This window comes from Neomoorella stamsii (genome assembly GCF_002995805.1).
Classification (GTDB): domain Bacteria; phylum Bacillota; class DSM-521; order Neomoorellales; family Neomoorellaceae; genus Neomoorella; species Neomoorella stamsii.
Genome location: NZ_PVXL01000029.1, coordinates 58,682 through 72,229, shown reverse-complemented (window position 1 = coordinate 72,229; position 13,548 = coordinate 58,682). Strand labels below are relative to the sequence as shown.

Here is a 13,548-nt window from a genome sequence, read left to right as displayed (position 1 = left end):
CCATCCATGGCGGCGGCCCGATTAGGACACTGAATGAATTCCTCCGGCTTGGGCTCAAAACCACGCCGTTGATCAGCACCCATTCCTTAGACAGGAACAGCCAGAAGTTAAAAGCGGCGCGGTTTTTACCACCTTCACCCCGGTTATTATCCCGGTGGTGCTGCACATCAAAGGATATACTCGCAACCGGTTTCAGCGCCCACGCAATCCAGGAGGGGATCTCGCTAACGATACGCTATAGCATCTTTTCCCTCTCACGGGCCACTTTCTCCTGAATCTTGCGCCTTAAAAGCTCTTTAATCGCCTCGTTTTGGCGCATTACCCGTGCCGGCACCGCCCTTCCTCTCCAGATTAAAGTCTCAGGCAGGCAGCCAATACCTTCGTAATCCGCTTCTCCCGCGCCTCTAAAAAGCCTTCGTAATCGTCCCTTTCCATGGCCGCCAGCGCTGCCTCATCAATGAGGTGGGTGGCCATAATTTCCTTTTTCCTTTCCGACGGGACCAACTTGGCCAGGTACTCGCTCGGTTTCATCCGGCTGATCCGGCGGTTGGTGGCTTGGGAAATCAGCGTCCGGTTAAGCACCGTGTTGATGTCGGGGTTCTGGTACTTACTTTTACCCTTGACGTCTTTCACTGACGCCAAAAAAACCCGCGGAAAAATATGGTGGTCGTCCAGCGCGTGAAATTCGATGGCATCGTCGGCCCGAAAATCTTTGGCCCCCTGAATGGCGACTAGGTTCATCACGCCCCGGTAAACAGCGTTGACCCGCGCCGTATCCCGCAGCGAAAAATTGGGGTTATGCAGGATATTACGGTCTATTTGTTCAAAAACAGCCGGCTTATGGCCAGGGTCGCTGAACCACTGAACCAAATCCCGATAATCGGCAAGGGTGATGCTTTCCACCGAGCCGGCATAACGCTCAAGGAAAACCGAACCCCAGTACCATTTCTTCACCCCGCGGTAGGCCCGATTATCCAGTTTATCCCGGTCAATCCGGTAGAGAAGGGCAGCTAGTACCGGCATCATCGTCGAATACGGAAGCCACTTCTGCACAAAAGCACCGAACCCGTCTTGACTCGTCGAAGTAGCCCGCTTGAGGGCTTTTTCCAGGTAAAGCACGGCGGTTTGCCAATCTTTTGCGAAGTCTTCCGGCCGCAGGTTAATTAAGAACTTACTTTTAACCTCTTGCTCCCGGATAAGCGCTAAGGTACGTAGCACCAGAACACCGTAAATATCAGGATCCCCGCCCGAGAACTGGTGGAGCAATTCATTACCCTCCATCGCCTCCTGCCAGAGCCGGTGCAGGTCGATACCAAAACGGTACAGCCGGGCAGTCAAAAGGTCATATACCGAAAGGGCCACCCCGGTGCTGTTGAGCTTCTCGAATATAGCGCATACCTCGGCAATCCCGTCGGCATCGTCTGGCTTTACCTTCGGAATTTCAATGGTAGGCACATAGAACTGCCGGATGACCTCAACGGCGCTGTTCCATACCGGCTTACGTACTTTAAAGTACTCATTGAAGTAATGCTCCCGGTCACGCTCGATCAGCCAGCGCTCGTAATCGTTGAGCCAGTCTTCCCATCGCGGGAGTTCCGTGAACGGAACAATCAGTTTTTCAAACTGGTAGGCTCGGTCCAGGTAACGCCCACATTGGTCGGCTCGTTCGCTGAAGACGGCCACGTCCAGGTCACCAGCGCTGATCTTTTTCAAGTCTAAGAAAAAACGGTAGGGATACTTGGTCCATTTTAAAGGAAGCGGCGGGGCCGCAAAAGCGTAGTGCAGGGAGGTTAAGCGCTGCTGGCCGTCGAGAATCAGCCAGTCTGGCTTGAGCAGGTCCCGCGGCTTCTCTACCCCGGCCACGGCCCGGAAAGCGAAGGGGCTGCTCTCCGCATCCACTTTCAAAAGGAGAAACGAACCGATGAAATAACCCTTCAGCACCGAGGTCAAAAGGTCTCTTACGTCATCTCGGGTCCAGACGAAGTTACGCTGAAATTCAGGCAGGGCGATCTCCCCACTCCTCGCCCGCTCCACCAGGTCGAGCAACCTTTTCTTGTCTGGTGTGATATCCAAAATGCTTCCCCTTCCCCGAAAAGATAGATCGCTTTAAATGATTACTCCAGCTTCAGCTCTGCCGCAATCGCGCCCAGTAACTCATTCACCTTCTGGACAACCTCATCTGGCAACGTCCCCACACCGCCTAGTTCGACCTGTAGCTTAAAAACGAGGTTGTAGCCGACAGTAGTGTTAACCAGTTCGCCGATGACTTCTGCTAAGTCCTGAATCTGGTGGGGACGCAGCTCGGCCCGGGCTACTTTGAAACCGGGCTTCGGCGGAAGCGGCGGCACAGACTCAGGGGGTGACGCCATCTCCGTCGGCACGCGGAGCTTGACCTGCTGCGCGCCGCCGAAAGAGCAGGGCCAGGGACCCGAATCCACGGTCTTTTCCAGCAACCGGGCCTTAACCGCCCCGTTGATGGCTTCCCGAACCGTTGCCCAGGGCAAGGGCTTGCCGGCCTTGCGGGAAAGGGCACCGGCAATGGCCAGGGCCGTTGTTTCCTCGCCCGGCCAGGCTTCGGGGAGGTTCTCCGGAAGCACCGCTATGACCGGAATAGGAGGCGGCGGAGGCTGGAGCCTGGCGTCATCGGTCAGGATTCCGGCCGGTATCTCCTCGGCGCAGATGCTGGCCACCTCCGTGGTCAGCCACAACTTCCCGGTTTTAACCGCCTCGGATACCGCCGCCAAGATGACCTCCCGCCCGGCCCCGGGAATGACCACCAGTTCGGTGTACCCCTCCCTCGGTACCTCGACTACGTTTCCGCCGCGGAAGTACCCGACCACGTCCCTAACGGTTATTTCGGGCGGGTCGGGCCATAGCCCCGGCATCGTCCACGGCACCAAGAGACCAGAGGGGATTTCCGACAAAGTGGCGGCTTCTGGCAGCACGAGCTCCAGGCCGGGGTCCTTTAGGTCCGGCTCCGCTGGCTCCGTGCGCCAGATGGTCCGCACAGACCGGTCCGGCCGCACGGCGCGCAAAACAAAGAGCCCCTCCCTGACCCCCTGGATCAGCGTCTCCAGGATCTCCTTCCGGCGCAGCATCTTGGGCAGGTGGGGGAACTGGGCGAAGGCGCCGACCAGGTCTTTTACCCGGCGCGCTGTTTCTCCCTCGCGCCACAGGTTATAGGGGCCTTCGGGCAAAAGGGCCTCCGCGCTGATCTCCGTCTCCTGAATGCGGACGCGGGGATCGTTCTTGATGGTATTGAAAAGGGGCTCAATCCCTACGGTAAGCTTGTAAGCCAGGATTTCGTTCTTTTCCGAAACCGTTACGGCTAGGCAGTAGGCCTGCCGGACTGCCTCAGCAATCTTCTTTTTGGCACCTTCCGTATAGGCGCTAAGCAACTCGGCCCGCAGCGGGTCCAACTGCTGTCCCTTGAGCATATGGTGGACCTCTTCCCAGCCGAGGTACTCCCGAATCCGTTCACGGGCAATCTCCAGCCCCTCTCTTGACGGCACCGCCAGCACCACAGCGTTGCGGTAAACCCGCGGCCGGTCAGGACCGGTGGTTTCCTCGATAAAGCGCTTGGCTTCCGCGCTGGCGTTCCCCGCCGTGGAGGCCGCTTTGGGTCCCAAGACAGCGTAATGGAACTCGCCGTCGTCCTCGATGTCTTTAGACCGCTCGGGAAGGACGTGCACCCTGGCGCCGGCCGCCATAGCCCCCTCGGTCAGGCTCTTCATTTTGCCGATAGTCTCAACGAGCTTGGCTTCGATTAGCTCCGCCACTACCCGCCCGCAGGCCTCGCTGTGCATCTGCCGGAGGTTGGGCCGCGAGCCCAACCGCCAGGTTTTGGGCAACCCATGGCGACCATCACCGCCTTTTTCTACGTCACTGAGGGCTTCTTCATCGAGGAACCAGGAAACCTCAGCCCAGCGCCCGAGCGCCTTTTCTAATTCAATCCTGTCCGGGCGCGTATGGCCGAGCAGCGCCAAAAGGTCGCGGGTCAGTGCCTTCTGCCCGATGGGCTGCGAGTGAATAAAGGTCGCCAGTACGGCCTGCTCGACCTCCCGGAATTTAAGCCCGGGGGTTTCCGACTGGATCGCCCTGGCCTTAGCCAACTCTCCCTCCAGGATGCCCGCCCACTCCTGCCGCTTCCCCTCGTACTCTTCGCTGGCGGCCACCGTGGTGAGCTCCCTGGCGGCAGGCGAAATCTCCCCGCTGCCCGGAGCATGCAAAAACACGTTAGCGGCGATAAGCGGGCATTGGTCCCACTTCTCGGCTTCCCGCAGGGCCAGCGCGAAGGTCCGTAAAACCCCCCGCGTTCGCTGGAAGCCCTCGAGCTGGGTCCACTTCACGTAGAAAACCTCCGTCAGATCCGGATGGAAAGGAAAACTGTGCAAAAAACGCTCCTCAGCCGCTTTGCCGGCTTTCTTCGTCTGGTCATCCAGCTCGTTAATGCCCTTGAGCGCCGCCATGACGTGCGGGCGAAAAGCCTCCCGGTCGCGGATGGATTCCGGCGTAAAAAGCCGCCGTCGCAGCACTTCCGCCACGTCCTCCTTGACCACGGGTTGGATACTCTCTTCCTGCTCGCGCCGGAAGATGTCGTACATCTCCTTGGCGATTTCCTTGCCCAGCGCGTCACTCTTCTTCGGATCGCTCGCCAAAAGCGAAACGACCACCGCGCAGTGCTCCACCTTCGTGGCCGCCTGGGTCAAATACTGGAAGAAGTTCTGCATCCGGCCGCGCCAGATCGGGTCAAGCCCGATCTTCTCACGGGCGAACACCAGCACTTCGTCCATCAAAACAAGGGTGCTCAGCCCCTCCCGGCCCGGAAGGAAGAGCAGTTCCGCCAGGAGGTTCTCCGCCGGGGCGCTCTCCCTTTCCTCGTCCTTACCGTCGGGATGCAGGAGCCGCAAGCCTTCCGCTCCCGCGATCTGCCAGGCCAGCACGCTCCACGGATGTTTGAGCCAGCGGGCCTGTCCATCCGGCGCCTTGATCGCCATCCCTTTTTCCACGTCTAACTTATCAAAGGGCAGGCAGGCCACCCGTGCCTTGGGCGGGGTAATGCCGGCGTGCTCGATAAATTCTTTGACGGCGGGCAGGTCCGGCAGCCTTGCCGGGTCGGAAACCAGGTGGTAGAGGGTGATCAGGGTATGCGTCTTGCCGCCGCCGTAGGTGAGCTCCAACTGCCGCACAGCCTTTTCGTTTTTGCCCGCCAGGCGGACCAGCACGTCCTTCGCCAGTTCGCGCAGGTTGAAGGTCGGGTAGGTCAGGGCGAAAAACTCGGCCGGATCCTGGTAGATCGGCTTGGCCCGGCCCATAACCACGTCATAGAGGTCGGCCGCAAAAACGGCCAGCGACAGCTCCCCCGATCTCACGTCGTCACGGAGCCGCACCACCTGGTGCCAGGGTGTCCAGGGAAGTTTACTCATGGCTATCCATCTCCTAAAATCAAGTTGCTCGCCGATTGGTTTTCCAGTCTAGCAAAATTAATGTGCTCGTCGCTAAACGGATAATTAATCTTCCGGAAACAGTTCCGGTTGCTTCTCAAGAGCTAATCCTCGCGCTGCCACGTGGTTGCTGATGCTCTCCAGTAGCGAGCGTTCGTTGCTGCCGGGTGGGGCTAGTTCGATCAGGGCCTGGAGGAGCTGGTGGAAGAGGTGGTGGCGGCGCAAGCCGCGGTTATCCAGGTACTCGTCCACCTTCACCACGTCACCCGCTTTCCAGAGATGCATCAGCCGGTGCACCTGGTCGATGAGGGGCACGGGGCGGCCCTCGGTGTCCAGGCCCAGCTTCTTGCCCTTGCGCTGCTGCCAGGTTTTGAGCCGCACCTTGCTGCCGGTGCCTTCCCTGATCTCGTCTTCTTCCCCGGCTTCTTCATCCTCTTCTTCGTCCTGCTCCTGACCGCCGGTACGCACCAGGAGATCGTACTGATCGGCGAGCTCTCGGTCCGAGAGGCCGCAGGAGACGGCGTAGAGGATGCAGGCCCCGGCCGGAACGTCCTCAAAACCGAAGTCGTGGCGGTGCAAAAGGTAGTAGGTAGTTACGTCGTCCAAACCGCTAGCGCCTTCCGCGCCCTCGTTGTGGGAGAGCACCCGGCCCACGACGAAGTCCACCACCAGGCGACGGACCGCCCGCAGGAACTCGGAAACGGTCATCACCTGGCCGGGCTCGTTGGCCTTTTTCACCACCGGGTGCTTGCTGTAGGCCTCTAACGCCGGGCCGGTGGCCGCCCAGACGAAGTCGGGCCCCCGGATGCCGGCGTCCCAGAACTCCCGCAGCCGGGCGTGGATCTTCTCCCGCATCTCCTCCAGCACCCGGTTGTCCCAGCCGGGCCGGGCGGTTTCCGGGCGCTTTTTGCAGACGAGCCATACGGAGGAGGCAAGCGCCGCCGAAGAGAGGGCGCGGGTGCGGTTGCCCATCTCCGTCTGGATGGGCCAGCTCGCGTCCACGACAAACCCGGCCCGGATGATGGCCGAAACCAGGGTCTCCCAGGCGTCCGGGTGCTTGTGAGCGAAGACGATGACCAGCCGCCCTTCGGGTTTCAGCGCCCGGTAGCAGGCCTGGAAGGCGTGGAACATCCCCTCTTCATAGGCCGCCTTGGATTGCTGCCGGTCGCCGCCAAAGCGGCTAGCGTCGTCAATCAGCTCGCCGTCGTTCTTATCGTGATCCCACTTGGGCGAAAGCTGCTCCCGGAAGACCTCGTCTATCTCTGGGGAAAGACCGTGGAGCGTCCGCCGCAGCCAGACATAGAAGAAATCCATTAAGACAGCATAGCCGATGGCGTCATAGTAAGGGGGGTCGGTGACGATGAGGTCCCAAAAACCATCCAATTCTCCTGTAGCTGTTTTCTGGAAGGCTCTCATGAATTGACTTTCTTGTCCAAAACCCAATACGTGGTCTATATAACGACTTACCCATTCAATCGCCCCTGGATAACCACCGGAAGCTTCTTCAGACGGGTTTGCTTCAGCAAAATCCCACACAATTGGTAGGGCAAATCTCGCAAAGGTGCCACGGGTTGTTTCTCTCGTAAGTGTCCACGAAGACACCGTACTATTTCGGTTCGCCACAAAATCTAACGCCTGCGCCAAATACGCCCCCACCGCCTCCACCCACTCGGGCGGGTAACCAGCCGCCCGCATAGCAATGCGGGCGGCGCGGGTGTGTTTAACAAAGGTGCCCAGGGCTAAAAGCTGGCGGGGGGTGAAGAGCTTGTAAAACTTGTCTAAGCCATACTGCACGCACCATGTATTCCGCTTAGCATCTTCCATAATAGGCTCCTCCGGCAGCCTAAAGGGAATCTCCGCAAAGACCCGCGCCAGCTCCTTCTCCGCTTCCTGCGCTACACGGACCTCCTCCACCGCTGGCAGGCGATACTCTTTGCCCTTCGGCCCGTCCACCACCACAGCGGTCATCACCGCCCCTAACCGCCCGGCCTGCCCTTCCAGGCGGATGTCCTCCATGGTCATAATCGTCCCGCAGCAGGGGCAGGTGGCGCCGGAGCGAGACATGGTGCCGGCGCCGATTTTCCGGTCGTGTTCCTGCCTCTGCGCCGCGTTGCCGCCGACCACCGGCACATCCTTCTGGACGCCGAAAACAACGCCGGTTTTATCCGGGTTCGGCTCCATGGTAAGCACCACGCGCTTTTTATCTTTCTTGCAGAGCCAGCGCGTCTTGAGCAGGGGAATCGTCGCCCGGCAGTTCTTGCACTCTACCGTCCGTGCCCAGAGGTAGGCTACCGTGGGTTTGGACACCCACCGGGGGTTACGCGGGTCCCGAAGGTACTCCTCCTTAAACTCGGCGTTTAGAGCCTCAAGGTCGAGCGAGCCGTCCTCTTTAAGCGGTACCAGCCTGGACGTGCGCTTCTCAAAAGGACGCCCGTCCAGCTGCAGCGGCTCAAAGTCGGCGTAGGTCGGGTAGAGGCGCGCCAGGTCCCGGCGGGCCCGCGCCAGCACCCATCTCCCCCAGGCGCGCACGTGCCAGGCTAAATTAGAGGTTGGAGATTGGAGGTCAGAGGTTGGGAAAAGAAATTCAAACTCCATTTGTCTCTTCTGGGGCCGCCCCTTACCCGCTATCTCAGGGTGGGCCTTATAAAACTGCTCCATGAATTCTTCATTGGTTAGGATAAACTCCGGTAGCGGCCTGGTCTTACCGGCTAGTTTCTGCGGGTATTCCAGGGTGCACTTGAGGATGAACCAGGCCACCGGGTTGATGTCAATGGCGGTCACCTCGCAGCCGAGCCGCATCGCCTCCAGCGGTATCGACCCGCCCCCGGCGAAGGGGTCCAGCACCCTGGGTGCCCGGCCACCGTAAGCCTTTCTGATCTCTTCGCGGACCCATTCCAGCGCCGGGCCGTTCTCCCGCCCCCAGTGCAGGATGCCGCCCTCGGTCTCCTCCCGGATACGCTCGATGACCCGGCCGCCGGGCAGTTTCTTCTTCTCCACTTTCCGCACTACCCGGCCCGCCAGTTTCTCCAGAATCCGCCGGCGCTCCTCTGGCGTGCCGGGATCGGGCAAGAGCGTGGCGATCAGCGCCGCCCGGCAGGCCGCTAACGGGCGCCGCGCCGGCCAGATATGCAGGGTGGAAATATGCCCGTGCCGTACGTTCTTCTCATGCACCGAGTCCAGCGAAGCCTGCTTCAGCGGAAAAGCCAGCTCGATAAGCCGCGGGAAGTCATTACTCACGATCACTTCCTCCGTGTTCGCTTAGACGTTTTCACTATCCGGATTAAATGATTTGCCCATACTAACATTTCTAAGGCAATAAATGGCTCATCCATGTATCTGTGTTCGTGAGCCCGAGGATTTCGAATCCCAACCATACAACCTGCCAATATTTGCATGTAACCCTGCTGCTGATCTTTCTGCGATTGAGTTTTTAACTCATTTATCTTTAATCGTGGTTTTTCAGGGCTAAAAACCGCGTTCATTAGCTTAGCTCCATCGGTTGTAAAGCCAGACTTGTGCTTGACTACATTATTTAGGCACTTATAGGCCTCTTCGACGGCCAAAGCAAAGTGCCCATCTAGAAAAACTTGTCTTGTTGCCTCTCTTAAAGTCTCATCTGTGATTAGATTATCGTAAAGTGAAGTTACATCAGCTTCCGGTTTTAGCCGGAGACCCAGTTCATCAACTAGGCTCTGCACAGCCGCTGCTCGGGACAACATCATGCGAAAAGCAGCAACCCTCATTCGCTATGTCTCCCATATAAGTGTTTTGCCATGCTAGCAAAAATCTGATCAATCTGCTCAGGCCTAGCGTCGGCGGCAATATGGATCTGAATGTCAATATGGACACTTGGTAGTTTGACTCCAGATCCAGAATATACCTTCAGGTCTTCAGGGGGCGCATAATCATTCGGTTTATTATCTGCTATTAACTCACTAGTTGTTGTTTTTTTTCTTAATTTGACCTTTCTACCACTTTGTGCCTTAGCAACAACAGCATCTTGAGCACTTGGGTCTGCCTCACACAAAAGGAGATAAAATGCTGCCATCTTCTTTGCAGCTACCTCTCCAGTTCCTGTGCTGCGGGAAAACCAGCTTACAACCGCGTCCCTATCAGGATTCGGTCCAGGGAACGCGTCAAGCAACTCTGGAGGATAAATGTTTTCGCGAATTGTTTTGCAAACATCCGGGTAATGCTCTTCGCTCCGCCAATCATTAGCAAGGGGTGTCGGCTTACCCTCGTCGTCAATAAAACCAACTGCCCTTAAAGGAGGAATGAGGTTTTTCCCAGCTGCCTCAGATATGCCCAAGACAGAAGCTAGGTAGCCCGGCGTAACTTGACGCGGAGGCGCTTGGATAAACTTACGTCGCAAGTCCCACCAATTACGCACAGGAATACTCGGATACGTCACCCGCTTTTCGTTTCCTTCAACCACGTTATCTCCCTCCATTAGACTTATTTTTCCGCCGCCGCGAAGATTTCCTGTTCGCCGATGACCACGCCGCCTTTGCGCCGGGCCAGCATTTTGCCGAAGGGGTCCTGGACGCGCAAAAGGCGCGGGTGGGCGCTGGCGCAGTCGTAAACCACGTAGAGCCAATAGCGGTGGCGCAGGTTGCAGGCCCGCGCCCATTCGTTCTCCGAAAGTTCGATGTCGCCAATGCTGGCCCGCCCCTTGACCTCGATGGCCCGCTCCTCGCCCGCGGGGTGGCGCGACAAAAGATCGAAGCCGGGGTAGGCTTCCAGGCCGGCATCAAGCGCCAGCTCAGGCAATGAAACGTCCTGGACAGAAAAGCCCCGCTCCTCCTCGTAACCTCGGGCCATCCGGACGGCAATTCGCTCGATCTCCCGGTCGTAGCGCTTTCTGTCCTCCGGATCGGTAGATGGCACCACCAGGGCGTGCGCTAAGAACTGGATCTTGCCCGGAACGATCAGTTCCGGCTCCCGCCGCAGCACCGCCAGGGACCTTTCTTTCCGGTCAGCGAGCTCCCGCTGCTGTTTTTTGACCTTGGTCAGTTCCCCCTTAGCCGCCGCATCACCTGCCCCGACCCGCTCGGCAAGGCGGGCCCGCTTCAAGGCCAGTTCCGCTTCCTGGTAGGCGTAGCCACGGCAGATAAACTCCTCCCGCCCGGCCAGGGTGTCCTCCAATGCCTGCCGCCGAGCCGCGGCCAGCGGTTCGGCAACCCGCTCGATAAGGAAGTTTTTCGCCTGCGCGCAGGCAGCGGTGACGGTGGCAACAAGGGGAATGGCCGCCGGGGGGATTCCTTCGGCGCCGCGCAGCAGCATCAGGTGCTCCACCGGGCACTCTTCGATCTCCCCGGTCTCGTCTTGCCGCAGCCCCACCAGGCGCACCTCCACCGGTTCTTCCCGGCCATAAACCGCGGGCAGCGCCGGATCGGCCCGCCGCACCACCCGCACCAGGGCCAGGTGGAAAAAATAGGGGCACTGGGCATACGGATCAACAAAAACGCCGCCTTTCCGCGCCAGATCCGTAAACCGGCCGCGCACCAGCGAGCAGTAGCGGTCGAAGAGCGGTTCGCCAGGGTGCAGGAAAATCGCCGGTTCGCCTTCGGCCGGCTTGTAAACGGTCAACCGCTCCCACCTGGCAGGGTCGTAGCTTTCCAGGACGGGCCAAAAGGGGTCGAGTGCCCCCGGCTGGAGGGATTTGAAGGAAAAATAGCCTTCCAGATCGCCATCAATACCAATATGTAAAAGCGGCGCCGATTTCTCGATGAAGCGGCGGACGTACCCCGGCAACAGGCGCCGCAGTGTTTCGCACTCTAATTTGGCCCGCTGTTCAGGTAACTGGAGAGCGACATCGCCGCCGGTGCCGAGGAGCTTTTCCCGCTGCTCCAGCCGCGCTTTGAACTGCTCCGGCGCGAGGCGACCCTCGATCTGCTGGACAGCCTCCTCTTCCCGCTCCTCCATCACCGCCTGCAGGATCAGTTCTTTCAGCGATACCCCTTCGAACTGCATCCCGATGACATCGAAGACCTTCTCCGAACCGAGCTCACGCCGGATGTGCTCCAGTTTTTCGAGTAGCGTTTTGAGCACCTTGCCCTCGCGGGTCTTCCCCGCCACCAAGTTGAAGATGAGCACCGGGTCGTGCATCTGCTTGTAGCGGTGGATGCGCCCCATCCGCTGCTCTAACCGGGCCGGGTTCCAAGGAATGTCGTAGTTGACCATCAGCCAGCAGAACTGGAGGTTGATCCCCTCCCCGGCGGCATCGGTGGCCACCATCAAGTTAGCGCCGCCCTCCCGCACCGGCTTCTTAAAGAACTCCACCTGCGCCTCGCGCTCCTGGTAGTCCATACCACCGTGGATAAAGGCGATCCTTCCCGCGTAACCCAGGCCTTCCAGGCGCCGGACCAGGAAATCAAGGGTATCCCGGTGCTCGGTGAAAATCAGGATCTTCTCCTCCCGGAAGCGTTCGTCCTGCAGCACTTCGCGCAGTTTTTCGAACTTCGCTTCTTCGCCTGAGGCGAGCACCTGGCGCGCCAGGTCGAGCAGGTCTTCTACCTGCAACCGCTCGGCCAGCAGTTCGGCCAGCGAGGTGGCCACCCCTCCGGTTAGAAGCTGGTCCTCAGCCACCTCGTTCTGCTCCCGCCCGTCCTGCGGCTCCTCTTCGTCGGCGGTCAGCCGGTCGAAAACATCGGGCGTTTTCTCGATTTTATGTTGGAAGGCGGTGAGCTGCTCTTCCGTGAGCTGGCCGCTCTGGATGTCCTCGATCAGCCTGTCCAGCTTCTCCAGACGCCGCTCTAGCGAGCGCAGCAAAGCGTAGGTGGAACTAGCCAGCCGGCGCTGGAAAATGCTCATGGCCAGCCGCGCCGCCGCACGGTTGAGAATCCGGGCGCGGTTGTAATAGGTGCGAATATAGGCAGTGGTCTCGTCGTAGAGGCACTGCTCGGCCGGGCCCAGGTCGTAGCTTAAAGTGTGGGATTCTCTTTTAGGGTAGATCGGGGTACCGTCAAAACGCACCATTTCCTCTTTGGTCCGCCGGATAAAGTGGCGCCGCCGCGCTTCCGGAGGGTAGGCGTTGAAGGCGTCCATGGTGGCCAGCGCCTCCGGCTCCAGCAGCCGCCACAGGCAAAAGTAAGGAAAGTCCTTGCCCATATGGGGTGTGGCCGTAAGCAGCAGCAGGTGGTGGCAGCGCCAGGGAAGCATCCAGTCGGGATCGTCCGCGGCCCCGGCAATCGCTTCGGCAAGGCGGTAGCGGTCGGTTTTTCTCACGGTGAAGTCGGGGTTGCGGTCGGCCGAGAGCTTGTGGGCCTCGTCGAAAACCGCCAGGTCGTAAGGCTCCACGTCAGGATCGCCGAGGCGCGCGAAAGTCGGCGCCCCGCAGAGGGTGTCCACGCTGACGATCACCAGATCGCTCCCCGGGCCGGTGAAAGGGTTGCCGGAGCGGGAGTCCGTCCCGGTAACTATCTTGAAAGGCAGGCTGAAAAGGGTCCTTAGCTCCCGCTGCCAGTTTCCGACCAGACCCGCAGGCGGAACGATCAAGACGCGCCGGATCAGGCGCCGGGTGAGCATCTCGCGGATGTAGAGGCCGGCCATAATGGTCTTGCCGGCACCGGCATCGTCAGCCAGCAAAAAACGCAGCCGGGGCTGGGGAAGCATATGGTCGTAAACGGCGATGCGCTGGTGCGGCAGCGGGTCGATTAGCGAAGTCTCGGTGGCGAAGGCCGGGCTAAAAAGGTGGCCATAAGTCAGGCGCTCGACCTCGACGGCCAGGCGGACGATCTCCGGCGGGGCGGTGAAGTCGGTATTGCCCGGTAGGTGCGGCTCCGGCAGCTCGTCGGACAGCCAGTAGGCCGCTTTGTCTTCGGCCACGCGAAACGCCCCGGCCGCCTGAATCCCGGCGCCCGTATCAGTGAGTGGCGGTTTACGTAACCTCTCAGGACCATCTATTCCCAGGCGCAGGATCTGACTCCAGGCTAGACGGTTAGGGCGCGCCTGCCCGTTCTCCCAGCGATTAACAGACGCGAAGGAGACGCCCAGAAGCTCGGCCAGGCGTTTTTGGCTCAAACCCAGTTTAGCTCGCAACCACCGGATGCGGTCCGGATAATCTTCAGGGAGATACTTCACTTTCCCCCTCCATCTTTAACCA

At 59.6% G+C, this 13,548-nt stretch carries 6 protein-coding genes; all 6 read right to left on the bottom strand.

Annotated elements, in window-relative coordinates; all coding sequences use genetic code 11:
- Nucleotides 1-351: 351 nt before the first annotated feature.
- On the bottom strand, nucleotides 352-2,073 hold the full coding sequence (locus MOST_RS05230) for a GmrSD restriction endonuclease domain-containing protein (RefSeq protein WP_054937990.1): 1,722 nt from the start codon (nucleotides 2,071-2,073) through the stop codon (nucleotides 352-354).
- A gap of 41 nt (nucleotides 2,074-2,114) precedes the next feature.
- Nucleotides 2,115-5,426 carry a DUF499 family protein gene (locus tag MOST_RS05225; protein WP_054937991.1) on the bottom strand — a complete coding sequence of 1,104 codons (3,312 nt, stop codon included), beginning with the start codon at nucleotides 5,424-5,426 and terminating at the stop codon, nucleotides 2,115-2,117.
- A gap of 84 nt (nucleotides 5,427-5,510) precedes the next feature.
- Nucleotides 5,511-8,681, bottom strand: a complete 3,171-nt coding sequence (locus MOST_RS17605) for a DUF1156 domain-containing protein (protein ID WP_054937992.1) — start codon at nucleotides 8,679-8,681, stop codon at nucleotides 5,511-5,513.
- A 2-nt stretch (nucleotides 8,682-8,683) separates the two neighbouring features.
- Complete coding sequence (locus MOST_RS05215) at nucleotides 8,684-9,187, bottom strand: TIGR02391 family protein (protein WP_054937993.1); 504 nt, start codon at nucleotides 9,185-9,187, stop codon at nucleotides 8,684-8,686.
- Nucleotides 9,184-9,879, bottom strand: a complete 696-nt coding sequence (locus MOST_RS05210; RefSeq protein WP_054937994.1) for a DUF5343 domain-containing protein — start codon at nucleotides 9,877-9,879, stop codon at nucleotides 9,184-9,186. Before MOST_RS05210 ends, MOST_RS05215 begins: the two co-directional genes overlap by 4 nt.
- A 20-nt stretch (nucleotides 9,880-9,899) precedes the next feature.
- Nucleotides 9,900-13,526, bottom strand: a complete 3,627-nt coding sequence (locus MOST_RS05205; RefSeq protein WP_054937995.1) for a helicase-related protein — start codon at nucleotides 13,524-13,526, stop codon at nucleotides 9,900-9,902.
- Nucleotides 13,527-13,548: the final 22 nt, after the last annotated feature.

Coding starts and splice junctions, on each gene's coding strand:
- MOST_RS05215 (WP_054937993.1), bottom strand. CDS start 9,187: ATGAGGGTTGCTGCTTTTCGCATGATGTTGTCCCGAGCAGCGGCTGTG.
- MOST_RS05225 (WP_054937991.1), bottom strand. CDS start 5,426: ATGAGTAAACTTCCCTGGACACCCTGGCACCAGGTGGTGCGGCTCCGT.